This window comes from Aliiroseovarius pelagivivens, from assembly GCF_900302485.1.
Taxonomy (GTDB): domain Bacteria; phylum Pseudomonadota; class Alphaproteobacteria; order Rhodobacterales; family Rhodobacteraceae; genus Aliiroseovarius; species Aliiroseovarius pelagivivens.
The window spans coordinates 1,168,144-1,191,086 of record NZ_OMOI01000001.1 but is presented as its reverse complement, the minus strand read 5'-3'; the positions used below and the strand labels follow the sequence as shown (position 1 = coordinate 1,191,086).

Genomic DNA, 22,943 nt, shown 5'->3' with positions numbered 1-22,943 from the left:
GTGCGCAGGACCCTCGATTTCGTAAACGAGATCGCCGGCATTCTATATGTCGGCGGTATTCTCTCTCACATCGTGATTGGAGCTGTCATCGGAACACCAGATGGCGCAACCGCGGTGACGGTCTACAATTACAAGCTGACCAGCGCCTATATCCTTATCCTGCCAGGTCTGGGTCTTAAACTCGCGTGCGACTTGGCACTGTTCTTCATCTGGAAAGAGCGCGCGCGCTGGATGATCGTCAAGCTTGCCTGTCAGGCGTTCCTAGCAGTGAACGCATTTGTCTTCCTTGTGCCGATGATGCCCGACCTGCTTGCCCTTGCAGAAGCAGGCGACCCGGCAGAACCAGTGAGCGACGCGTTCCACGCACTGGAAGCACGCGAGGCGCTCGTTGGGATGTCCAACGTGCTGCCACTTGTAACAGAGCTGATCATGGGCGCGTTCAAGCCACGGCTAGGTCAAAAAGCACCCTCCAGCGCCCTTCCGGCCTGACTTTCGACCTTGTGAAACCCAAAAGGGCGGTGAGTTTTCACCGCTCTTTTTCTTTATTTATCTCATTATTTCAATGCACTTCGAAAATAATGTAAAATACTTTCACATTTATCCTTGAACCCAACCGTTAAGTCCCCACATCTTAGTCATGTGAAAGGCATTCACATTAAACGAAACACAGTCAGCACGATGGAGACCATTATGAACACCGCCGCCCATACCACTCATTATGAAACCGCCCCCCGTGGTTGGTTTTCTCGCGCCGAGGCATGGCTGGACGCTCGTGGTAAAGGCGCTTGGATCGCCACCATGGTCGTCAGCTTCATCCTTTTCTGGCCAGTCGGCCTTGCCCTTCTTGCATATATGATCTGGAGCAAACGCATGTTTTCGAAATCCTGTTCTCACCGCCGCACCCATGACAGCCAGGCTTGGCAGGACCGCCACATGTCGCACCGCCACGGCTTTGCAAGCTCGGGCAACACCGCGTTTGACGCCTATAAGGCCGAGACCCTGCGCCGTTTGATGAGCGAACAGGAAGCCTTTGAAGCCTTCCTTGAACGTCTGCGCGCCGCAAAGGACAAGTCCGAGTTTGACCAGTTCATGGACGATCGCGCTGAAGCCGCTCGCAACTCGACCATCGACGAGGGTGACCTGTCGGAAGATGATGTTGAAGACGTGGCCGAGGATGTCGAAATCCTGGATGAACCCAAGCGCAAAAAGAAGTAAACTTGACGCGAGTTTACAATTCTCCCGGCCCTTTTTGGGGGCCGGGTTCTGCATGACCCAAGAAAATGCCTAGGACGCAATGACCCATTCTTACGACCATCGCAGCAATCCCAACGGCGCAGGCCTTTGGGGCTTGCCGGACCCTGACACTCAGGCCGAGTTCTATCAGGATGTGACGCTGAAACGCCTTCTGGCGTGGTTCATCGACGTGGTGCTGATCTTTGGGATGTTCTTTTGCATCGGGATTTTGACCTTTGGGATTGGATTTTTCCTGTCGGGACTTGTCTATCTGGCGGTTGGTTTTGTCTATCGAATGACCACACTGACCAATAAGTCCGCAACCATCGGAATGCGCTTGACCGCAATCGAACTACGCCGCCATGACGGTCAGCGGTTTGACCGCCAAACCGCCGCCCTGCACACCTTGGGATATTACATGTCCGTGTCGACAGGGGTGCTTCAGATGATCTCGTTGGTCATGATGTTCACCACCGCACGTGGCCAAGGGCTTAGTGACATGGTGCTGGGCACCGCCGCCATCAACCGCACGTCCGAGCGGCGCTAACGCCGGATTACGCGGAAAAGCCCCCGTTTACTCTGATAATCAACGGGGGCTTGCCCGAAGCCGCAAGGTCAGGCTAGGCTCGTTTCGATTTGAGATGATTTCGAGAGACCATGCGCCATACACTTCCGCTTGCCCCTCAGTTCTATGTGACTGCTCCGCAGGAGTGCCCGTATCTTGACGGGCGCATGGAACGCAAGCTGTTCACGGCCCTTCAGGGCGAGCATGCGGAAACACTGAACGACACCCTGTCAAAGCAAGGGTTCCGACGATCGCAAAACGTCCTCTATCGCCCGTCCTGCGCCGAATGCTCGGCCTGTTTGTCCGCGCGGATCCGAGTCGCTGATTTCAAACCCACCAAAAGCCAACGCCGCACAGCCAAGCGCAATGCGATCCTTGAACGCCGCGCCCGCGCCCCGTGGGCCAGCGAAGATCAGTACGAACTTTTCCGCCGCTATCTGGACAATCGCCACGCCGAAGGTGGCATGGCGGATATGGATGTGTTCGAGTTTGCCGCGATGATCGAAGAAACCCCGATCAAAAGCCGTGTGATCGAATATGCCGAGCGTGGCCCGGATCAGCATCCGGGGGATGACGCGAATGGTCCATTGCGCGCGGTCTGCCTGACCGATGTGCTCGAGGACGGGTTGTCCATGGTCTATTCCTTTTACGATCCCGAATGGCATCGCAAATCCCTTGGCACCTATATGATCCTCGATCACATCAACATCGCGCGCGAGGCTGGCCTTCCATACGTCTATCTGGGTTACTGGGTGCCCGGCAGCCCGAAGATGGACTATAAGGCCACGTTTTCATCCATCGAGATCTACCGCGACAATCATTGGACACCACTGATTACGGACGAAGATTACTCGGCCGAGCTGCACCCCCTATCCACCGATCCAATCGCAGAACAGGTGGCCAGCATCACTTTGCCGGACACGGCCAGCAAGAGCCATCGCGAAGCCTGACAAGACGCAAAAGTTCGGCGCGTTGCTGCGCGTGCATGGTTTGGCGCGAAGAATTCATGGAAAAACGGACCGAATACCGCCTGAATTTCCATAAATTGCGCCCGACCCACCCCAAGAAGACCAAAAATTACAAAAAATTCGCCTGCACGACATTTTATACACGCTTTCGCGGTTGACGCCCCCGCCGACCGCTCATAATGTCCCGCGCATATATTGATGAAGCCTTCAAGGATCCCCTTGGGCAAGAACATGGGAAAACCCGAAATGGGCAGCGTCCTAGTACTTGTTAGAAATTGGCGCATGGGCCGGTAACGGAACCATAATGGAACCCCATGCGCCCCCGAAATGATCGGGGGCTTTTTTGTGAGAAGCGCACGTGGAACGGAGAAGAAGATGACACGTCAGATGACCGGAGCGAAAATGGTAGTTCAAGCCCTGAAGGATCAGGGTGTGGACACAGTATTCGGGTATCCCGGGGGCGCCGTCCTACCAATTTATGACGAGATCTTTCAGCAGAACGATATTCGTCACATCCTTGTGCGCCACGAACAGGGCGCCGTCCACGCCGCCGAGGGCTATGCCCGCGCGACCGGCAAGCCCGGCGTTGTTTTGGTAACCTCGGGTCCCGGTGCGACGAACGCCGTAACCGGCCTGACTGACGCTTTGCTGGATTCGATCCCGCTGGTTGTTCTGACCGGTCAGGTTCCGACATTCATGATCGGCACCGACGGTTTTCAGGAAGCCGACACCGTTGGCATCACCCGCCCTTGCACCAAGCATAACTGGTTGGTGAAAGAGACTGACAAGCTGTCCGAGACCATCCATCAGGCGTTCCACGTGGCGATGTCGGGCCGTCCAGGACCGACGCTGATCGACATTCCGAAGGATGTTCAGTTTGCGACCGGCAGCTATACACCGCCTGCCAAGACCGAAACTGGTCACTACCAGCCGCAGATGCGCGGTGACATCGACGCGATCACCGAACTGGCCGAGCTGATGGAAACCGCCGAGCGTCCGATCTTCTATACCGGCGGCGGCGTGATCAACTCTGGACCTGCGGCCAGTCAATTGTTGCGCGAACTGGTAGACGCGACTGGCTTCCCGATCACCTCGACCCTGATGGGTCTGGGCGCCTACCCCGCTTCGGGTGAACATTGGCTGGGCATGCTGGGCATGCACGGTCTTTATGAAGCCAATATGGCGATGCATGACTGCGATCTGATGATCTGCGTTGGTGCGCGTTTCGACGACCGGATCACCGGCCGCCTGGATGCGTTCAGTCCCAACTCGAAGAAAGCGCATATCGACATCGACCCGAGCTCGATCAACAAAGTGATCCACGTGGATCTGCCGATCATCGGCGATGTTGGGCATGTACTTGAGGACCTTCTGAAGGTCTGGAAAGCGCGCGGGCGTAAGACCAACAAAGACGGTCTGGCCAAATGGACCGGACAGATCGGCGAATGGCAAGAGCGTCGCTGCCTGTCCTATCAGAAAACCGATGACGTCATTCAGCCTCAACACGCGCTGGAACGCCTTGAGGCGCTGACCAAGGACAAGGACCGCTATGTTGCGACCGAAGTGGGCCAGCACCAGATGTGGGCCGCGCAGTTCCTGGGCTTCGAAGATCCGAACCGCTGGTTGACCTCGGGTGGCTTGGGCACGATGGGTTATGGCCTGCCGGCCTCGCTGGGTGCGCAGATCGCACATCCCGACGCCTGCGTGATCAACGTGGCGGGCGACGCCTCGTGGCTGATGAACATGCAAGAAATGGGCACAGCGGTTCAGTTCCGCGCGCCGATCAAACAGTTCATCCTGAACAACGAACGTCTGGGCATGGTACGCCAGTGGCAAGAACTGCTGCACGGTGAACGCTATTCGCACAGCTGGTCGGAAAGCCTGCCTGATTTCGTGAAACTGGCAGATGCCTTTGGCTGCAAGGGCCGTCAGGTCTCGGACCCGGCCGAGCTGGACGACGCCATTCAAGAGATGCTGGACTATGACGGCCCGTTCATTCTGGACGTTCTGGTTGAAAAACACGCCAACTGCTTCCCGATGATCCCGTCGGGCGCACCGCATAATGACATGCTGATGGGCGAAGCCGAGACGCAAGGCGTTATCGGTGCCGCTGGCGCAACACTGGTTTAAGGAGGGCTTTTAAATGTCTGCACTAAAAATCAAAAAAGGTTCCTCCCGCAAGTCCGCCTATGACCTGCGCGACCCCAATTCGGACATCATCGAACGCCATACGCTGGCCTGTGTGGTGGACAATGAAGCGGGCGTCCTAGCCCGCGTGATCGGCTTGTTCGCCGGTCGTGGGTACAACATTGAAAGCCTGACCGTGGCCGAGGTTGATCACGAAGGTCATCTGTCGCGCATCACCATCGTGACCACTGGCACACCCGCCGTGATCGAACAGATCAAGGCGCAGTTGGGTCGCATCGTTCCGGTGCACGAAGTGCACGATCTGACGGTCGAAGGTCCGGCGGTCGAGCGGGAACTGGCGCTTTTGAAAGTCGAAGGCGCTGGCGACAAGCGCGTCGAGGCTCTGCGTCTGGCCGACATCTTCCGCGCAAATGTTGTGGACAGCACGCTGGACAGCTTTGTGTTCGAGATCACCGGTACGACCGAGAAAATCGACGCCTTTGCCGAGCTGATGCGCCCGCTGGGACTGAGCGAAGTAGCACGTACTGGTGTCGCCGCCCTGCCCCGCGGCGTCTAAGCCTGCCACCTGAAAAGAAGAACGCCCGGTTGCCTCTGCGACCGGGCGTTTTCTATTGGAGAGTCCCTGTGATCCTAGGCGACCACTTTCAACGATGGCCTTTCCCGGCGTTCCCGGTTTTGTGTCAGGATATTGCGCAGGTCTTCAGATGGGATATCCCCTTCAACACCCGTGACAATCATGACCATGCGATGCTCATCCCGTTTTGCGACCTTGCAGCGGACAAGCTGCCCTTGCTCCAGCCTGTCGATGCCTTCCAGGACTGTGTCCCTCGACCGGATACACGCCAGCGGCCCTTGATCCTCGCACCAGACCAGACCGTTCCCGGTCTTGTCATCATACCACAGCACCAGACCAAGCATTGATCCCTCCTTCACCCTTCTATCGACGCCTGTCAGCCGAATACCCTTCCTGCTTGGAGAGCTAGTGGCTTTTGCTTCCAGTATTTCCTGTTTGTTTAAGTTTTATGACAGTTGTTAACTTTGTTGGGCGCGTGGCCTGCCACGCACAAGAGCCATCCCGTTCGTAAGGGATCAAAAAGAAAAACGGGGTGCCCCGCAGGACACCCCAGTTTCACTGATAGGGCTCATCATTGGTACCGCTCGGTTTATTTGCCTGCGGCCCTATCTGTGTCGGGGGCAAGCGCACCTGCCCCATGTTAGGATGGCGGGCATCCCCCGTACCCACCCTAACCTTGCCTGGGCCGCCACTTGGGACACGGCGGCCTAGACGAAACCGTTAGCTACAGCCCGTGGTCGAGCCGCAGGTGTTGCACTTCATGCAGGTACCGTTACGCACCAGCGTATAGTTGCCGCATTCGCCACAGGGATCGCCCTCATAGCCCTGCATTTTGGCCTTGGTCCGTGCATCAATGGTGTTCACTGTGCCGGTCGTAACCGACGCCTCGGTGATGGACATTTCGACCACAGCCGTGTCACCAGATGTTTCCGGCACCAATGTGTTCAGCGCACCGATGGGATCGGTCCCGGTCAATGCCGTTCCCCCCGCTTCCACACCACCTTGCAGAACCACCAGTTCCTGCGGCAAACGCTTGCGCAGATAACCGGACGAGCTGATTTGTTTCAGCACTTCCAAGGACTTGGTCGCGGCAGTTTCGGACGGCTCTTGCACGTTCGATACGCCTTCTTCCTCGCCACGGCCCAGATCATCAAACGATGCACCCTGCGGTTTCACATGCGCCAGATCAGTGCGGTCCAGATAGGACACGGCCAGCTCGCGGAAGATATAGTCAAGGATCGACGTCGCGTTCTTGATCGAGTCGTTGCCCTGAACCATGCCTGCCGGTTCGAACTTCGTGAAGGTGAAGGCGTCCACGAACTCCTCCAGCGGTACGCCGTATTGCAGGCCAACCGACACCGCGATGGCGAAGTTGTTCATCATCGCACGGAAGCCAGCGCCTTCTTTATGCATGTCGATGAAGATCTCACCCAACGAGCCGGTCTCATATTCGCCCGTACGCAGATAGACCTTGTGGCCGCCTACGATAGCCTTCTGGGTATAGCCCTTGCGGCGCTCGGGCAGTTTCTCGCGACCACGTGCGACTTCTTTGATCACCACTTTTTCGATGATCTTTTCAGCCAGCGTCACAGCTTTTTCGTGGGGCGATCCCGAGGCCAGGATTTCCTCTGCCTCTTCGTCATCCTCGACCAGAGCCGCAGCCAGAGGCTGGCTGAGCTTCGAGCCGTCGCGATAGAGCGCGTTGGCCTTCACGCCCAGCGACCAGCTGAGTTCATAAGCCTTCTGGCAGTCTTCAATGGTGGCATCATTCGGCATGTTGATCGTTTTCGAGATCGCACCCGAGATGAACGATTGAGCCGCGGCCATCATGTAGATATGGCTATCAACACTCAGGAAACGCTTGCCTTTTTTGCCACACGGGTTGGCGCAATCAAAGACGTTATAGTGCTCTTCCTTCAGATGCGGAGCACCTTCCAGCGTCATCGTGCCCAGAACGTGATCGTTCGCGGCTTCGATGTCCTGACGCGTAAAGCCAAGGTGACGCAGCAGGTTAAACTCTGGGTCGTTCAGCTTCTCAGTGGGAATACCCAACACATTGGTGCAGAATTCCTCGCCCAGCGTCCACTGGTTGAACACGAAACGGATGTCGAAGGCGGACGACAGAGCAGCCTCGATCTTCTCGATCTCGTTCTGTCCGAACCCGTGTCCAATCAGGGTCGTGTGATTGATCGCAGGCGCGTTCCCCATGGTGCCGTGACCGACAGCATAGGCGATGACTTCTTCAATCTGCGCACTGTCATAGCCCAGTTTCTCAAGGGCCGCAGGCACCGATCGGTTGATGATCTTGAAGTAACCGCCACCGGCCAGTTTCTTGAACTTTACCAAAGCAAAGTCGGGCTCGATCCCCGTCGTGTCGCAGTCCATCACCAGACCAATGGTGCCGGTGGGTGCAATCACGGACACCTGCGCGTTGCGATAACCGTGCTTTTCGCCAAGCGCATAGGCTTCGTCCCACGCGCCCATGGCCAGATCGACCAGCTTGGCATCGGGGCAGTTTTTCATATCCAGCGGCACCGGCTTCACGGCCAGATCCTGATACCCATCGCTTGCACCATAGGCGGCGTTGCGGTGGTTCTGGATGACGCGCAGCATGTGCTCTTTGTTGCGCTCGTAGCCTTCAAAGGCGCCCAGCTCGTTCGCCATCTCGGCCGAGGTCGCATAGGCCACACCGGTCATGATCGCCGTCAAGGCCCCGCACAGTGCACGGCCTTCGTCGCTGTCATAGCCATAACCCATGTTCATCAGTAGGCCGCCGATATTGGCATACCCAAGACCCAAGGTGCGGAAAACATAGGACAATTCCGCGATCTCTTTCGACGGGAACTGCGCCATCATGACCGAGATTTCCAGCGTGATGGTCCACAGGCGGGTGGCGTGCATGTAATCTTCAGCCTGGAACTCGCCATCCTTCAGGAAGGTCAGCAGGTTCATCGAAGCAAGGTTACACGCGGTGTCGTCCAGGAACATGTATTCCGAGCACGGGTTCGAGCCGCGGATCGCACCGTCTTCAGGGCAGGTGTGCCACGCGTTGACCGTATCGTGATACTGAATGCCGGGATCTGCGCAAGACCATGCGGCGTGGCCGATCTGTTCCCACAGGTCGCGCGCCTTGATGGTCTTCGCTACGCTGCCGTCGGTGCGGCGGATCAGTTCCCAATCTGCGTCGGCTTCAACAGCCTTCAGGAAGCTGTCGGTGACGCGGACCGAGTTGTTCGAGTTCTGGCCCGAAACGGTGGCGTAAGCCTCGCTGTCCCAGTCGGTGTCATAGGTCGGGAATTCGATCGAGCCGAAACCCTGCTTTGCATAATCCAACACGCGCTTGACGTAGTTTTCGGGGATCGCGACTTTTTTCGCGGCGCGAATGGCCTCTTTCAGCGTGTCGTTGGTTTTGGGATCATAGGCATCTTCTGCTTTGCCGTCCCAGGCACGGATGGCCGCAAAGATGTGGTTCAGATGCTCTTCATGCATCTTCGAGCCAGCAACCAGGCTGGCCACCTTCTGCTCTTCCTTGACCTTCCAGTTGATGTATTCCTCGATATCCGGGTGATCCGCATCGACGATCACCATCTTAGCGGCGCGGCGCGTGGTGCCACCCGACTTGATCGCGCCCGCGGCACGGTCGCCGATTTTCAGGAAGCCCATCAGACCCGAGGATTTACCGCCACCCGACAGCTCTTCATTCGCTGCACGCAGGGACGAAAAGTTGGTGCCAGTGCCCGAACCATATTTGAACAGGCGCGCTTCGCGAACCCACAGGTCCATGATGCCGCCGTCGCCAACCAGATCATCGCCAACCGACTGAATGAAACAGGCGTGCGGCTGCGGATGCTCATAGCTGGACTTCGAGCGAGTCAGCTTGCGGGTCTTGTGATCCACATAATAGTGGCCCTGTGCAGGACCATCGATGCCATAGGCCCAATGCAGACCGGTGTTGAACCATTGGGGCGAGTTCGGCGCGGCGCGCTGGCTGGCAAGCATGTGACGCATTTCGTCGAAATAGGCGCGAGCGTCTTCTTCGGTGGTAAAGTAGCCACCCTTCCAGCCCCAATAGGCCCATGCGCCTGCCAGACGGTCGAACACCTGTTTGGCCGAGGTTTCACCGCCAAAGCGCTGATCTTCGGGCAGATCGGCCATGGCTTTTTCATCGGGAACTGAACGCCACAGGAATTCAGGAACGCCCTTTTCCTTAACCTTTTTAAGAGCAGCCGGAACGCCGGCCTTCCGGAAGTATTTCTGCGCAATCACATCGGATGCCACTTGGCTCCAGCTTGTCGGCACTTCGCATTCGTCCAGTTTGAAAACGATTGTTCCGTCCGGGTTGCGAATTTCTGACACCGTGGTGGTGAAATCCAGCTCTGAATACGCGCCCTGCCCCGATCTAGTGAATTTGCGTTCAATCTTCATTGTGCCCTGTCCAGTCCCTTTAGTGGTCCCTTGCGCCCCGTCAGTGCAAGGGATCTGCCCTTTTCGATCAAATTCGTGCTAGTCGAACAGCGTGAGGATAAGACACAGGAATACCGTCGAGAGCCGCGCACCATCGAAGTGACGCACCCTTGAAACTTCCAAATCAAAGCTTGGCCCCTGTTTCACCCTACCAACCGCGAGCCACTATATATTGTGGCCCTTTCGACTAGCCCCCACAATCTGGCGTAGACATCCCTATACCGTCAACGATAAATTCAAAGATATCCCCAACTCTTTTCTGTTGACGCAGGTGGGCGCACAACCATCGGATGTCGCCCGGTTGATTCTAACTATATTCAACCTTAGCTAGAAACCTTCTTTTGCTAGTAAATTGGCTAGTTTACACTTCGAACACTACATGTTGCTTGAAGCGAGGCATTTCCCCACAAGCGATAGTGCACAAACGGAACACCTGCGACTTCTGCGACACATGAGCGGTTGGTTTAGGAAAGCACGCGTCCGATCTGCGAGGGGTCGGTGGCCAATCCCGCCAAAAAACCGACTCACCTCTGCGTGACATCGCACTGGATTTGGGATGTAAATTAGCGTGCGAAAATCGGCCGGAGACCACCATATATAGTGGTGACTTCCGTCACACTGATCTCTCGAACGACAAACTCTATTGGTGAAGAGTGGTCGGGACGGCAAGATTCGAACTTGCGACCCCCTGTACCCAAAACAGGTGCGCTACCAGACTGCGCTACGCCCCGAACGCCTCTTCCTTACCGATGTGTTTCGGCAATGAAAAGAGAGAAATCCTCACAAAGTGAAATGTTGGTCGATTAATCCGCGCTCGGTGCATCACAAGGCCATGCGGCCAGTGCTTGATCTAAAGCGGGGTGCTGCAACTCACTGCCTTCGGAGATACCAAATCGCGCAGACAGCCCACCGTTCACCTCAAGAACAGCTAGGACGCCCGGCCCTCCGTCGATCACGGTTGTGTCGTGAGGGATCGCATTTTCATGTATCCGGGACACCGTGCCATCAGGTTGGATAAAAATCATATCCAGCGCTATCAGCGTGTCTTTCATCCAAAATCCGACCTGCTGAGGAGTCTCAAAGAGAAACAGCATTCCATGGGTCGTCGGCATATGTTCGCGAAACATCAGCCCCTGGGCTCGTTCGCGCGGGTCGTCCGCGACCTCGACCGTAAAGGCTGCTTGGCCCCAGTCACCGCGAATACTGATGCGATTCGAATGGCAGTCAGAGGCTTGGGCCCAATGGGCGCTCAGAGTGGCGGGAAGAAACGCGCAAAAAGCTATCACACCCTTGCGCAGGGATAAGTTCAAGATGCGGTCTCGTCGTCGACGGCAGCATCCCAAGCATGTACGGAAACCGCCATTTTTCCGCGTTTTCCATCGGCCGCGCGGATGCTGATCGCCTCTCCTGGTTGAAGATCGGCAAGGCCCGAGCGACGCAGCACTTCGATATGCACGAAGATGTCGTCTGAGCTTCCGAATGCATTGGCGAACCCAAAACCTTTGGCCTTGTCGAACCATTTGACGCGGGCTGGTTCCATCTCGCCGATGCTGTCGGGGTCAACCAACCCTTCAACGATCTCTTCCAACTGATGGATGCTTTCCCCTTCCGGGGGTGTGATTGACAACACGCTGATTGCCTGACGGCCACGATCGGTCGCCTGAACGGTGATTTCGATGCTGGAACCATCGGCAACAGAACTCTGGCCAAAATTACGCAAAACATTGGCATGCAACAGAATATCTGCGCCGCCTTCATTCGCAACCACAAACCCGAACCCCTTGTTCGGATCAAACCATTTGACCTGCCCCTGCACAACATCTGCCGCGTGGGCGTCACCAATCTGCGACATATCAACCTCTAGCACATTTCATCCCCATCTTTACTATTGGGGCGTTTGCACGAGCGACGCAAGCCCTTCACACCTGTATTTTTGGATAGGTAGAGCCACGAAGCAGTAAGATTTTCAGGGGTTCAGGCGCTCTACTTGCCAGTTTTGGTCCTGCCCCGAACGCGTCCAGCGAAACCGATCATGCAGCCGGAATGCACCATCCGCCCAAAACTCGATTTCGCTTGGCAGGATACGGTATCCACCCCAGAAGTCAGGGCGTTGCGGGCTTGGTCCGTGCTGCGCCGTCACCTTCGCAACTTTGGCCATCAAATTGGCGCGCGACGACAAGGGCTGGCTTTGTCGTGACGCCCAAGCTCCTAGTTTGCTTTTAAGGGAACGTGACGCAAAGTAATTGTCCGCCTGCACGCCTTCTTCACGAGTTACGGTGCCACGAACGCGAATCTGCCGCCTTAAGCTTTTCCAGTGGATGACGAAGGCAGCCTTCCCCGCCTGCTCGATTTCCTGCGCTTTGACCGAGCCATAGTTCGTATAAAAAACGAAGGCGTCATCTTCGATGTCTTTCAGAAGCACCATGCGCGCATTGGGCAAACCATCCGCATCAACTGTGGACAGAGCGATTGCGTTGGGATCATTTACTTCACTTTTTTCGGCTTCAGCCAACCAGCTTCGCGCGATGACAAATGGGTCATCACCCGAGAAAATTCCGTCACGTTCAGACATTTGCATTCCTTCTCATACGGGTCACAATCGCATGGTCACCTATAAAAGGCTGGCCAAATCCCGCCATTTCACAACTACATAGCGCCATGCCGGACTTGAAGACGCACCGTCAATCGCATAAACGGTCTTAACGCAGTATCGCGGGACGAGGAACATTTATGTCGACCGAATTGATGAAGGGAAAGCGTGGCCTGATTATGGGTCTCGCGAATGATAAATCCATTGCATGGGGAATTGCCAAAGCCTGCGCCGACGCCGGAGCCGAGCTTGCATTTTCCTATCAGGGTGAGGCGCTGAAGAAACGGGTCGTACCACTAGCAGACCAGCTTGGTTCGGACATTGTTCTGGAATGCGATGTGGCAGATCAGCCATCGATTGATGCCCTGTTTGCCGCTCTGGAAGAGAAATGGGGCAAGTTGGACTTCATCGTCCACGCCATTGGTTTCTCGGACAAAAACGAGCTTCGCGGCCGTTATGTCGACACCAGCCCCGAGAACTTCCGCATGACCATGGACATCTCGGTTTACAGCTTCACTGCTGTTGCGCGCCGTGCGGCCGATCTGATGACCGATGGTGGCTCGATGCTGACCCTGACCTATTACGGTGCCGAGCAGGTCATGCCGCACTACAACGTCATGGGCGTGGCCAAAGCAGCACTGGAAGCGTCAGTACGCTATCTGGCTGAAGATCTGGGTAAGGACGGCATCCGTGTGAACTCGATTTCCGCTGGCCCAATTAAAACGTTGGCGGCCTCGGGTATCGGTGATTTCCGCTACATCCTGAAATGGAACGAGCTGAACTCGCCCCTGCGTCGCAATGTGTCCATCGGTGACGTGGGCAATTCGGCTCTGTATCTGTTGTCGGATCTGGGATCTGGCGTGACCGGCGAAACCCATCACGTTGATGCAGGGTATCACGTGGTCGGCATGAAGGCCGTAGACGCCCCCGACATCGACGTGACCACCGGCCGCAAGTAAGGAGCCCAAGCCATGAGCGATCATCGCCTTCCGCACGAAAAAGGCTTTCATATCAGCTGGGATCAGATCCACCGCGACAGCCGTGCTTTGGCTTGGCGTCTGGACGGGCAAGGGCCTGATGATGGTGCGTGGCGCGCCGTTGTTGCGATCACCCGCGGCGGTATGGCTCCGGCCATGATCGTCAGCCGCGAACTGGACATCCGCACCGTAGATACAATCAGCGTAAAATCCTATCACGCAGGCGGCGGCAAAGCCGATCAGCAGAGTGAAGCGGAAGTGCTGAAATCCCCGGATACCGAATTGATGGGAGATGGCGAAGGCATTCTGATCATCGACGATCTGGTGGACAGCGGCAAAACGCTGGAACTGGTGCGTCAGTTGTATCCCAAGGCGCATTTTGCAACGGTTTATGCCAAGCCTAAAGGTCGTCCTCAGGTGGACACGTTCATCACGGAAGTCAGCCAGGACACTTGGATTTTCTTCCCGTGGGACATGGCCCTACAATATGTAGAGCCCTATCGCGGAACGGACTAAGCTTTTCTGATAGAAACAAAAAACCCCGGTCAAGCCGGGGTTTTTTCTTGCCAACTCGTTGGCCTATTACTCTGCAGCTTCACCTGAAGGATCGGTTGCCTCTGGCGCTGGTGCTGGAGCGGCTTCTGTCGAAGTCGCCTCATCCTTGCGGGCAGGTTTGCGCGGCTTGCGCGCGCGCGATGGTTGGCGACGCGGCTTGCTTTCAGGTGTTTCGACCAGACCATTGTCACCGGCATCCGCAATATCAGGCTGCGGCGATTGCCCTAGATCGGGCTGAACGCCCTCACCCGGAACGGATTGGTCCGATGCCGTATTGGCCTGAGCCTCGGCACGATCGGCGCGGGTGTCTTTCTCGCGCTGCTGGCGTTCGCGGTTCTGCTGATCAGCCTGCTGACGACGATTGTCGATCTCGCGCTGAGCTTCCCCCAGAAGGCGGGTGTAGTGCTCCGCGTGCTGTTGGAAGTTTTCACCGGCGACGCGGTCATTCGACAGGAACGCATCGCGTGTCAGCTGGTTGTACTTGTCGATAATCTGTTGCGGCGTTCCGCGCACCTTCCCTTCGGGGCCCGAGCTGTCAAACACTCGATTGATGATATTTCCCGGGTTGTTCCGGTTGCGGTTCGACTTATTGCGCGAACGTGATTTCGACGATCTCATATAAAGTATCCGGTCTCAGCACAGTCTTGCGGCTTTTGCCGCGCTGTTGTCTCGGTCATTGACTGCTTGGCAGCCGGCGATCCGATTTTTAGGGCTTGTTCTCAGCGGCGGTCCAAGTGGACTGCGGCGCTGATACTCTTGCTAACCATGTGGCCCAAGAAAACACAAGCCTTATATGGAATATTTGCCAGAATTGGCGGTGTTTTGCGCCGATTGGCGCAGTTTAAGACACAAAATCTTGGTCACACGGCCATGTAGTCAGAGGCCGCCACGACACGATCCTTTCCTGCCAGATCCTGATGAGCGTCGACGGTCTGAAACCCGGCAGCACGGCACAGATCCGTGACTGCTGCCGCCTGCAAGTGTCCAATTTCAAGCAACAGCCGTCCACCTACCGCAAGGTACTCAGGCGCAACTTTGGAAATGATCCGATAAGCGTCCAACCCGTCACCTCCTGGGGTCAGGGCCATATGCGGCTCCCAATCACGAACCTCGGGCGACAGCACGGTCATCTCGTCTTGGGTGATGTAAGGCGGGTTCGAAACGATCAGGTCAAACCGCGCGGCATCGTCTATGGCATCAAACCAGCTACCTTCGTGAAGCGTGACCCGATCCTGAACGTCAAGCTGCACTGCGTTGCGATGGGCGACAGCCAGAGCTTTGTCCGACAGGTCCACCCCCTGCCCGACTGCATCTGGACGCTCTGCCAGCAAAGACAAAAGGATGCAGCCCGACCCTGTTCCCAGATCCAAGACGTTTTCAAACGGCGCAGACAAAGCCAGATCCACCAAAAGCTCGGTATCCGGGCGCGGATCCAGCACGTAGGGGGTCACAATGAAATCCCGCCCATAAAACGCGCGTTGCCCGACGATCTGAGCGACGGGCTGGCGGTCGAGGCGGGCCTCGATGGCCCGTTCGAACGCAGCTGCCTGATCGGGTGTTACATCGTCCTGCAGCACCAAGGTCAAGCGACTGCGATCCACTTCAAGGGCATGGGCCAGAAGAAGACGTGCATCAACGGCCGGATCATCGATCCCAGCCGTACGCAACCGCCCCACGGCCCCCGCCAACAGCATCGAACCAGTCGTCACGCGTCCAGATCCGCTAGCTGCGCGGCCTGTGCTTCTGCAGTCAGGGCATCAATGATTTCGTCCAGATCACCATTCATCACCTGATCCAGCTTGTAGAGCGTCAGGTTGATCCGATGATCAGTCATGCGGCCTTGCGGGAAATTATAGGTGCGGATCCGTTCCGAGCGATCCCCTGATCCGACCTGAGATCTCCGATCCGCCGCGCGTTCGCTATCGACCCGCTGACGTTCAAGATCATAAAGCCGCGTCTTCAGAACCTGCATCGCGATCTCGCGGTTACGGTGCTGAGACTTCTCGGAACTGACCACCATGATGCCCGTGGGCAAGTGGGTGATCCGAACCGCCGAATCCGTCGTATTCACGTGCTGACCGCCCGACCCGGACGCGCGCATCGTGTCGATCCGCAGATCACCGGAATCAATCTGAATGTCCACATCTTCGGCCTCGGGCAAAACCGCCACCGTCGCCGCCGAGGTATGGATCCGCCCGCCGCTTTCCGTTTCCGGCACGCGCTGAACGCGGTGCACGCCGCTTTCGTACTTCAGTCGCGCAAAGACACCCTCGCCCTTCACATGGGCGGTCACTTCCTTGACGCCGCCAAGTTCGGACAGGCTTTGCTCTACGATATCAAAGCTCCAACCGCGCGCCTCGGCATAGCGCTGATACATCCGCAGAAGGTCTCCGGCGAACAGCGCCGCCTCGTCCCCGCCTGTACCGGGACGGATTTCAATCATCGCAGGGCGCGCGTCAGCCGCATCCTTGGGCAACAATGCCAGACGCATGGATTGTTCCATCTCGGGCAACCGTTCACGCAGGACAGGCAGTTCTTCCTCGGCCAGCTCCCGCATGTCCGGGTCATCCATCATCGCCTCGGCCTCGGCGATGTCATCAAGCAACTGCTTGTAGCTGGCGATTTCGTCCACCACGGGCTTCAGTTCTGCATATTCGCGCCCCAGCGCGGCAATCTCGTCGCCTGACATGCCCTGGGCCATGCGGGCTTCAAGATACTGAAAGCGCTCGGTGATCGCGCTGAGTTTTTCCATAGGAACCATGGGGATGGTGTCTCTGATTACGTGGATTTGGTCAAGGGGCGTGGGCGTGTTAGACTGACAGGATGATGCATCGCCTTGTATTTGCTGTCGCAATGGTTGCCACCCCAATCCATGCAGATGTGACAGGACCGGGTGGAAAAGTGATTGACTGCTACTGTACCGACAGTACTGGCGGTCGGGTCGAGCTTGGACAGTCAATCTGCCTGTTTGTGAATGGTCGCGCCTTCACCGCACGCTGTGAAATGAGCCTGAACGTGCCCATGTGGCGCGAAACCGCGGACGGCTGCGTTTCAGCGCAGAGATCCCCTCAGCGCTTCATCCCATTGCCCGACCCTGTCGCCATTGACCCCAAGATCTGATCTGCCGACCACAAGATGAGCGTGGATATGCAGGTTGTCCCCGACCAGCCAGATCCTAGTAATATCTGGAAACCCAAAGCCGCGTGACCGGGTAATGAAGCTGTTGCCAGTATCAGTGGAAACTTCTGTGGTACGCGGAGTTTGGCGAACAATGTCCAGAAGTTTCGTCAATGCATCGTCAGGAAGTTCTGACAGGGGCAGGACATATTTCGATCCGCCGGGAAACTTATAAACTCCTGCCTCGTTAGGTCCGGGCATGGATGTGAAACGGTCTGCGTTGATGGGCTTTAGGCGTGCATACACGGCAAGCGCGCACGCAAGGACCAAAGGCACCGCAATCAGGATCAGGATCAGTTTCACAAGGGGCTCCTACCAATACGTCTGACCAGATATAGGTCAGACCGACGGCGAAACAGCCCCTTGCTTGGGTGACATAACGTCAATTGCTAACTGCACGCGGAACTGAATCTCAATCCCGCATGCAGCCTCATTTTTCTACTTTTACATAAACACTTAGCCGCGCCGGTTGAACGCCCAGAGGTTCAAGATCTCCATCGCGACATGCGCGCCTGCGATGGCTGTCGCGCCCGTGGTGTCAAAGGGGGGCGAGACTTCAACGACGTCCCCGCCAATCACGTTGATGCCGGCCAGATCACGTAGGATGATCGATACCTGCGCAGATGTCAGACCGCCCCAGACAGGTGTGCCCGTGCCGGGTGCAAATGCTGGGTCCAGACCGTCAATATCGAAGGTCAGATAGGTCTTGTTGTCGCCTAGAATGGATTTGATCTTTTCAACCACGGCGGCGGGGCCGGTTTCGTGGACCTCGCGCGCGTCGATGATGTTGACGCCCAGCGTGTCTTCGTTGGTCGTACGGATCCCGACTTGAACCGAACGGGCTGGGTCAATCAGCCCTTCTTTCACGGCCTTGTAGAACATGGTGCCGTGATCCACACGGGTCATGTCATCATCGGCCCAGGTGTCTGTATGCGCATCGAACTGCAGCAGGCTGAGCGGCCCGTGTTTCTTCACATGCGCCCGCAAAATCGGGAAGGTGATATAGTGATCGCCACCCAGCGTCAGACATGCCGCGTCCTGATCAAGGATCGAAGTGATATGCGCCTCAAGTGTGGCTGGAAACTCGTCGATATGTGCATAGTCAAAGGCCAGATCGCCGTAATCTGCGACCGCGAATTCTGACAGAACGTCAAATCCCCAGCCATAGGCCGGATCCGGCGATTGCAGGCTCGACGCCTCGCGAATTGCACGCGGTCCCAGCCGTGTTCCGGGGCGATTTGTGACAGCTTGATCAAATGGAATGCCGGTCACGGCGATATCCACATTGGTCAAATCCTTGGTATAGGTCCGTCGCAAAAAGGACGTCACACCACCAAAGGTATTTTCAAAGGAAAGCCCTTTAAAACCATCGCGCGTAATCGCGGTATCCACCTGCTTGGCGGCGTCTTCCAAAGCCATGTCGTTCCTCCTTGTCGTTGGGCTTTGCCTAGCACAGCCAAAAGCAGCACGCCAGTAATTTGATCATATTATCACAAGGCAGGGTTTAACCGCTCGATCAAACGGGCAAAAAAGCTGGCCCCGTAGGTGGAAGCCTCGTCGTTGAAGTCGAATTTCGGATGGTGCAAACCCGGCCCGTCCCCCTGCCCCAGAAACAGATAGGCACCGGGACGCTCTTCCAGCATATAGGCAAAATCTTCGGCGCCCATTTCGCGCCCCTGATCGTCATCCACACGCGCATCGCCCGAGATTTCACGCGCCGCGCAGACAGCCTTGGACACTTCGTCGGCCGTGTTGACCATGGGGGGATAGCCTAGCTCGTAGTCGATATCGACGGTCACTCCAAAGCTGGCAGCGTGACCCTCTAATATCTCGCGAATCCTAGTTTCCACCATCTTGCGCACCTCAGGCGTAAAAGACCGAATGGTGGCCCCGAACCAACCACTTTCAGGAACGATATTATCCGCCGAACCCGCATGAATTTCCGTGACAGAGACCACCAGTTCATCCAGAGGACGCAGGTTGCGGCTGACGATGGTTTGCAGCGCTTGCACCATCGCGACCATTGCCGGGATCGGGTCAACGCATTCATGCGGATAGGCCGCGTGCCCCCCAACACCGGTAACCGTCACACGCAGCGTATCCACTGCTGCCATCATCGGGCCAGGCGTGGTGAAGAAGCGGCCCAACTCGACCCCCGGCATCGTGTGAAGCGCGTAGACCTCGGATATGTCGAAACAATCCATCATGCCTTCGTCACACATATGCTTGGCGCCGCCGAAATTCTCTTCAGCGGGCTGGAAGATCAGCGCGACCCGACCGCGGAAATTACGGGTTTCCGCCAGATAGCGCGCCGCGCCCATCAGCATCGTGGTGTGTCCATCATGGCCACACGCATGCATAAACCCCTGATTTTGCGAGGTATAGTTCAGCCCTGTCAGCTCCTCCATTGGCAGCGCGTCCATATCAGCACGCAGCCCAATGGTCGGCCCATCGCCCTGCCCGTTGATGATGGCGACGACGCCCGACACACCGATCTGCTCGTGAATTTCATCCGCGCCGAACTCTCGCAGGCGCTCGCAGACAAAGGCGGCTGTCTGATGGCATTCCAACCCAAACTCGGGGTTCTGATGCAACCAACGGCGCCAGCCCTTCATATCTTCGTCAAAATCAGCGATACGGTTGATAACAGCCATGGAGCCCTCCTGAATTGGGCTGAAGGTTTCCTGATTGAGGGGCAAATGCAATGACCAAATCATCCGACCAGCTTGTTCACGACCCAAACGGCGGCATGGACCGCCTGCGCGAGATCATGCGCCGTCTGCGTGATCCGAAAACGGGATGTCCGTGGGACATCGAACAGGATTTCTCGACCATTGCCCCTTACACGATCGAAGAGGCCTATGAGGTCGCAGATGCAATCGAACGCGAGGCATGGGACGAGCTGAAGGGCGAGCTGGGCGATCTGCTGTTCCAATCCGTCTTTCACGCCCAAATGGCCGAGGAAAAAGGTCTGTTCAGCTTTAACGACGTGGCCGACACCATGTCTGACAAGATGGTCGCGCGTCATCCCCATGTATTTGGCGATGAAAACCGCGACAAGTCCGCCGAACAGCAGACCCGCGACTGGGAAACCATCAAGGCGGCCGAACGGGCGGCGAAGGCGCAGCAGGGCGTGTTGGACGGCGTTGCCATCGGTTTGCCCGCCCTTCTGCGTGCCGTGAAGCTGCAGAAACGCGCCGCACGGGTGGGATTTGATTGGCCCGAGATTGGCATGGTGCTGGATAAGATCATTGAAGAAGCCCGCGAAGTGGCCGAGGCCCGCGACACTTTAGGACAAGACGAGATTCGCGAAGAGATTGGGGATCTTCTGTTCGTCGTTGCCAACCTTGCCCGTCATCTGGATGTCGAACCCGAGGAAGCCCTGCGCCACGCCAATGCCAAGTTCGAACGGCGTTTCAAAGGCATTGAACGCCGCTTGGCCGCGGTGGGAAAAACCGCCGAGCAATCCGACTTGAACGAAATGGATGCGCTGTGGGAAGCCGAAAAAGCTGCGGAACGGGCAGCAAAGTAACTTGCGACATTTTCTCTGATTATTTTAATCAGGTATTGACCCGATCAAAAGACTCGGATTTAAGGCGCATCAACGAACCCAAGGAGACGTGCGAGATGAAATCCCTCCGCAAACTTACCGCTGCCCTGACTGCAGCAACCGCCCTCACCCCTGCTATCGCCAGCGCTGACGAAGTGAACGTTTATTCTTTCCGTCAGCCTGAACTGATCCAACCCCTGATGGATGCGTTCCAGGAAGACACTGGCGTCACGGTAAACGTGGCTTTCCTGAAACAAGGCGTCGTCGAACGTCTTGAGGCCGAAGGCAAACGTAGCCCCGCCGACTTGATCATGACCGTCGACATCTCGCGCTTGGCAGGTGTTGTCGAAGCTGGACTGACACAGCCGGTGCAATCGGACGTGCTGGAAAGCAACATTCCCGCTGCCTATCGCGATCCGGGTGACCAGTGGTTCGGCCTGACCTCGCGTGCACGCATCGTCTATGCCTCGAAAGACCGCGTGGCCGAGGGTGAAGTCACCACCTATGAGGACCTCGCCGACCCGAAATGGAATGGCCGCATCTGTACCCGTTCGGGCACTCACAGCTACACTCTTGGCCTTGTATCGGCCCACCTGACCCACCATGACACGGCATCGACCAAGGCTTGGTTGGAAGGTGTAAAAGCCAACCTCGCCCGAAAGCCGCAAGGCAACGACCGCGCGCAGGTAAAAGCGATCTGGGCCGGAGAATGCGACCTTGCCATCGGCAACACCTATTACATGGGCAAAATGCTGGCTGATGAAGAACAGAAAGCTTGGGCCGACAGCGTAAACGTCATTTTCCCAGCGTTCGAAGGTTCAGGCACCCATGTGAACCTGTCGGGTATGGCGCTGGCCAAACACGCGCCGAACAAGGAAAACGCCATCAAATTGATGGAATACCTGTCGTCACCGAAAGCACAAGAAATCTACGCGTCACAGAACTTTGAATACCCGATCGCGCCGGGTACTCAGGCTGACGACGTGGTTACAAGCTGGGGTGATTTCACTGCTGATGGCGTGAACCTGATGGACGTGGCAGGCAATCGCGCCGAAGCCTTGAAATTGGTTCAGCAAGTCGACTTCGACGGCTAAGGCACTTCATATGCCTGAAAAGGCCCGGCTCCGCGCCGGGCCTTTTTTGCACGCAGATTTCGCAAGGCATCTTTATCCGAAGTCAAGCTTCTAAGGATACTGGCACCCGGAGCCCCGGAAAATCCCTTCAGGATTCTACAAACGTAATTCCGGTGTGGCGTCGCAGAACCTCGAGATCTGACTGATATCGTTCCCTCAACACGGCTGCCTGATCCGGATCGTAGACGGCGAATGGTCGATCTACCTTCGCATCTGCAAATTCATCCCTGATGGCCCTTGATGCATCTCGCGACAGCGCCTCGCCTGCGTGTAAACGCCTTTGGCATTCAAACAGCGCCCCGTCCGAAAAACTGCTGTTCGCCCACGCTTCTGGGCGCTTCATATCCGCAACGTCTAGTTTCGGGCAAAGCTGTTTCAAAAGGGCCAGATCGTCGCGATCACGGCTGTAAGTCACAACAAACAACTGCTTCGGGTGAAGCGCGTTCAGGATGTGATCGACGACCTCTGGCCAGCCTCCGTCGAATTCGGATTGCACCTGCGCAACCTTTGAAAACGCTGGCAGCTCATAACGCTCGGCTCTATTCCGGAAGGCGGATTTGAAAAAATCCTCGTAAGACCGGATCAGCAAAAGCACGTTGCCAACCGCACTTGGAAGCAGGGCTTTTCGCAGAATTTCCATCCTCATTTTCACATCTGGATAGAGCGCACCTCGCTCAAACGATGCCATGCCTCCGAGCATATTTTCTTCTGACAAGATGGACTGCTGGTTGATACCATTCCTAACAAACGGGGCCAAGTTTGCCTTAGTTTCTGCAATGTGACGTTTTCGCTCGCTATGATTTTTTCTAGCAAACACGCGGTGGCCAAGCTGCAAATCCAAATGACCATTTGGAACAGCCCCCCGCCCTGTAAAACCAACACGAATACCATGTGCGCGGATGGCATCATAGTTCACGCCCAGCAGCGTCTGGAAAGAAGTTGACCCCGTTCGATGCGCCCCTAGATGCAGGTGCACCTCTCCAAACAGTTTCGCGCGCACACTGGCACC

The 22,943-nt window shown here is 56.6% G+C and carries 22 protein-coding genes and 1 tRNA gene; 10 read left to right on the top strand and 13 right to left on the bottom strand.

The window, feature by feature from the left end; genetic code table 11:
• The 6 genes from ALP8811_RS05830 to ilvN all read left to right on the top strand — a co-directional run bounded on the left by ALP8811_RS05830 (position 1) and on the right by ilvN (position 5,470).
• Positions 1-489: an enoyl-CoA hydratase gene (locus ALP8811_RS05830; RefSeq protein WP_108856203.1), complete on the top strand. Its 489-nt coding sequence runs from the start codon at positions 1-3 to the stop codon at positions 487-489.
• 201 nt (positions 490-690) lie between these two features.
• Positions 691-1,215, top strand: a complete 525-nt coding sequence (locus tag ALP8811_RS05825; protein WP_245924579.1) for a DUF2852 domain-containing protein — start codon at positions 691-693, stop codon at positions 1,213-1,215.
• A gap of 79 nt (positions 1,216-1,294) precedes the next feature.
• Positions 1,295-1,780, top strand: a complete 486-nt coding sequence (locus tag ALP8811_RS05820; protein WP_108856201.1) for an RDD family protein — start codon at positions 1,295-1,297, stop codon at positions 1,778-1,780.
• 110 nt (positions 1,781-1,890) lie between these two features.
• Entirely contained in the window at positions 1,891-2,748 is an 858-nt protein-coding gene (locus ALP8811_RS05815) for an arginyltransferase (RefSeq protein WP_108856200.1), read from the top strand.
• 393 nt (positions 2,749-3,141) lie between these two features.
• A complete protein-coding gene (locus ALP8811_RS05810; protein WP_108856199.1) occupies positions 3,142-4,896 on the top strand; it encodes an acetolactate synthase 3 large subunit in 1,755 nt (584 codons plus the stop codon).
• A gap of 13 nt (positions 4,897-4,909) precedes the next feature.
• Positions 4,910-5,470: an acetolactate synthase small subunit gene (gene ilvN / locus ALP8811_RS05805; protein WP_108856198.1), complete on the top strand. Its 561-nt coding sequence runs from the start codon at positions 4,910-4,912 to the stop codon at positions 5,468-5,470.
• 74 nt (positions 5,471-5,544) lie between these two features.
• On the opposite strand, the gene ALP8811_RS05800 is transcribed toward ilvN, so the two are convergent.
• The 6 genes from ALP8811_RS05800 to pdxH form a co-directional block, all read right to left on the bottom strand.
• A complete protein-coding gene (locus ALP8811_RS05800) occupies positions 5,545-5,832 on the bottom strand; it encodes a hypothetical protein (RefSeq protein ID WP_108856197.1) in 288 nt (95 codons plus the stop codon).
• A 376-nt stretch (positions 5,833-6,208) separates the two neighbouring features.
• Positions 6,209-9,913 (bottom strand): vitamin B12-dependent ribonucleotide reductase, encoded by a 3,705-nt coding sequence (locus tag ALP8811_RS05795; protein WP_108856196.1) that lies wholly within the window; start codon positions 9,911-9,913, stop codon positions 6,209-6,211.
• Positions 9,914-10,606: 693 nt separating this feature from the next.
• A tRNA-Pro gene (locus tag ALP8811_RS05790) sits at positions 10,607-10,683 on the bottom strand.
• 72 nt (positions 10,684-10,755) lie between these two features.
• Positions 10,756-11,262: a DUF192 domain-containing protein gene (locus ALP8811_RS05785; protein ID WP_245924578.1), complete on the bottom strand. Its 507-nt coding sequence runs from the start codon at positions 11,260-11,262 to the stop codon at positions 10,756-10,758.
• Positions 11,259-11,804, bottom strand: coding sequence for a cold-shock protein (locus tag ALP8811_RS05780; RefSeq protein WP_108856195.1), 546 nt, complete (start codon positions 11,802-11,804; stop codon positions 11,259-11,261). Before ALP8811_RS05780 ends, ALP8811_RS05785 begins: the two co-directional genes overlap by 4 nt.
• 114 nt (positions 11,805-11,918) lie before the next feature.
• Positions 11,919-12,524 (bottom strand): pyridoxamine 5'-phosphate oxidase, encoded by a 606-nt coding sequence (pdxH, locus tag ALP8811_RS05775; protein ID WP_108856194.1) that lies wholly within the window; start codon positions 12,522-12,524, stop codon positions 11,919-11,921.
• A gap of 158 nt (positions 12,525-12,682) precedes the next feature.
• On the opposite strand from pdxH, the gene fabI reads away from it, so the two are divergent.
• Both fabI and gpt read left to right on the top strand, forming a co-directional pair.
• On the top strand, positions 12,683-13,501 hold the full coding sequence (gene fabI, locus ALP8811_RS05770; protein ID WP_108856193.1) for an enoyl-ACP reductase FabI: 819 nt from the start codon (positions 12,683-12,685) through the stop codon (positions 13,499-13,501).
• Between the two features lie 12 nt (positions 13,502-13,513).
• Entirely contained in the window at positions 13,514-14,035 is a 522-nt protein-coding gene (gpt, locus tag ALP8811_RS05765) for a xanthine phosphoribosyltransferase (protein ID WP_108856192.1), read from the top strand.
• A 66-nt stretch (positions 14,036-14,101) separates the two neighbouring features.
• On the opposite strand, the gene ALP8811_RS05760 is transcribed toward gpt, so the two are convergent.
• The 6 genes from ALP8811_RS05760 to ALP8811_RS05730 all read right to left on the bottom strand — a co-directional run bounded on the left by ALP8811_RS05760 (position 14,102) and on the right by ALP8811_RS05730 (position 19,905).
• Positions 14,102-14,692 (bottom strand): DUF4167 domain-containing protein, encoded by a 591-nt coding sequence (locus ALP8811_RS05760; protein WP_108856191.1) that lies wholly within the window; start codon positions 14,690-14,692, stop codon positions 14,102-14,104.
• 242 nt (positions 14,693-14,934) lie between these two features.
• Positions 14,935-15,768, bottom strand: a complete 834-nt coding sequence (gene prmC, locus ALP8811_RS05755) for a peptide chain release factor N(5)-glutamine methyltransferase (protein WP_108856190.1) — start codon at positions 15,766-15,768, stop codon at positions 14,935-14,937.
• Between the two features lie 11 nt (positions 15,769-15,779).
• A complete protein-coding gene (prfA, locus tag ALP8811_RS05750; protein ID WP_108856189.1) occupies positions 15,780-16,835 on the bottom strand; it encodes a peptide chain release factor 1 in 1,056 nt (351 codons plus the stop codon).
• A 290-nt stretch (positions 16,836-17,125) separates the two neighbouring features.
• Positions 17,126-17,554 carry a DUF1499 domain-containing protein gene (locus ALP8811_RS05740; RefSeq protein WP_108856188.1) on the bottom strand — a complete coding sequence of 143 codons (429 nt, stop codon included), beginning with the start codon at positions 17,552-17,554 and terminating at the stop codon, positions 17,126-17,128.
• Between the two features lie 153 nt (positions 17,555-17,707).
• Positions 17,708-18,670 (bottom strand): agmatinase, encoded by a 963-nt coding sequence (gene speB / locus ALP8811_RS05735; RefSeq protein WP_108856187.1) that lies wholly within the window; start codon positions 18,668-18,670, stop codon positions 17,708-17,710.
• A gap of 71 nt (positions 18,671-18,741) precedes the next feature.
• On the bottom strand, positions 18,742-19,905 hold the full coding sequence (locus ALP8811_RS05730; RefSeq protein ID WP_108856186.1) for a M20 aminoacylase family protein: 1,164 nt from the start codon (positions 19,903-19,905) through the stop codon (positions 18,742-18,744).
• Between the two features lie 50 nt (positions 19,906-19,955).
• On the opposite strand from ALP8811_RS05730, the gene mazG reads away from it, so the two are divergent.
• Both mazG and ALP8811_RS05720 read left to right on the top strand, forming a co-directional pair.
• Positions 19,956-20,783, top strand: coding sequence for a nucleoside triphosphate pyrophosphohydrolase (gene mazG / locus ALP8811_RS05725; RefSeq protein ID WP_108856185.1), 828 nt, complete (start codon positions 19,956-19,958; stop codon positions 20,781-20,783).
• A gap of 95 nt (positions 20,784-20,878) precedes the next feature.
• Positions 20,879-21,895, top strand: a complete 1,017-nt coding sequence (locus ALP8811_RS05720) for a Fe(3+) ABC transporter substrate-binding protein (protein ID WP_108856184.1) — start codon at positions 20,879-20,881, stop codon at positions 21,893-21,895.
• A 127-nt stretch (positions 21,896-22,022) separates the two neighbouring features.
• Here the strand turns inward: ALP8811_RS05720 and ALP8811_RS05715 are convergent, their stop codons facing one another.
• Entirely contained in the window at positions 22,023-22,934 is a 912-nt protein-coding gene (locus ALP8811_RS05715) for a hypothetical protein (RefSeq protein WP_108856183.1), read from the bottom strand.
• Positions 22,935-22,943 lie beyond the last annotated feature (9 nt).

Excerpts from the sequence above, each read along its gene's own strand:
- ALP8811_RS05825 (WP_245924579.1), top strand. The coding sequence starts at position 691 with ATGAACACCGCCGCCCATACCACTCATTATGAAACCGCCCCCCGTGGT.
- ALP8811_RS05820 (WP_108856201.1), top strand. The coding sequence starts at position 1,295 with ATGACCCATTCTTACGACCATCGCAGCAATCCCAACGGCGCAGGCCTT.
- ALP8811_RS05815 (WP_108856200.1), top strand. The coding sequence starts at position 1,891 with ATGCGCCATACACTTCCGCTTGCCCCTCAGTTCTATGTGACTGCTCCG.
- ALP8811_RS05810 (WP_108856199.1), top strand. The coding sequence starts at position 3,142 with ATGACACGTCAGATGACCGGAGCGAAAATGGTAGTTCAAGCCCTGAAG.
- ilvN (WP_108856198.1), top strand. The coding sequence starts at position 4,910 with ATGTCTGCACTAAAAATCAAAAAAGGTTCCTCCCGCAAGTCCGCCTAT.
- ALP8811_RS05800 (WP_108856197.1), bottom strand. The coding sequence starts at position 5,832 with ATGCTTGGTCTGGTGCTGTGGTATGATGACAAGACCGGGAACGGTCTG.
- ALP8811_RS05795 (WP_108856196.1), bottom strand. The coding sequence starts at position 9,913 with ATGAAGATTGAACGCAAATTCACTAGATCGGGGCAGGGCGCGTATTCA.
- ALP8811_RS05780 (WP_108856195.1), bottom strand. The coding sequence starts at position 11,804 with ATGTCGCAGATTGGTGACGCCCACGCGGCAGATGTTGTGCAGGGGCAG.
- pdxH (WP_108856194.1), bottom strand. The coding sequence starts at position 12,524 with ATGTCTGAACGTGACGGAATTTTCTCGGGTGATGACCCATTTGTCATC.
- fabI (WP_108856193.1), top strand. The coding sequence starts at position 12,683 with ATGTCGACCGAATTGATGAAGGGAAAGCGTGGCCTGATTATGGGTCTC.
- gpt (WP_108856192.1), top strand. The coding sequence starts at position 13,514 with ATGAGCGATCATCGCCTTCCGCACGAAAAAGGCTTTCATATCAGCTGG.
- ALP8811_RS05760 (WP_108856191.1), bottom strand. The coding sequence starts at position 14,692 with ATGAGATCGTCGAAATCACGTTCGCGCAATAAGTCGAACCGCAACCGG.
- prmC (WP_108856190.1), bottom strand. The coding sequence starts at position 15,768 with ATGCTGTTGGCGGGGGCCGTGGGGCGGTTGCGTACGGCTGGGATCGAT.
- prfA (WP_108856189.1), bottom strand. The coding sequence starts at position 16,835 with ATGGTTCCTATGGAAAAACTCAGCGCGATCACCGAGCGCTTTCAGTAT.
- speB (WP_108856187.1), bottom strand. The coding sequence starts at position 18,670 with ATGGCTTTGGAAGACGCCGCCAAGCAGGTGGATACCGCGATTACGCGC.
- ALP8811_RS05730 (WP_108856186.1), bottom strand. The coding sequence starts at position 19,905 with ATGGCTGTTATCAACCGTATCGCTGATTTTGACGAAGATATGAAGGGC.
- mazG (WP_108856185.1), top strand. The coding sequence starts at position 19,956 with ATGACCAAATCATCCGACCAGCTTGTTCACGACCCAAACGGCGGCATG.
- ALP8811_RS05720 (WP_108856184.1), top strand. The coding sequence starts at position 20,879 with ATGAAATCCCTCCGCAAACTTACCGCTGCCCTGACTGCAGCAACCGCC.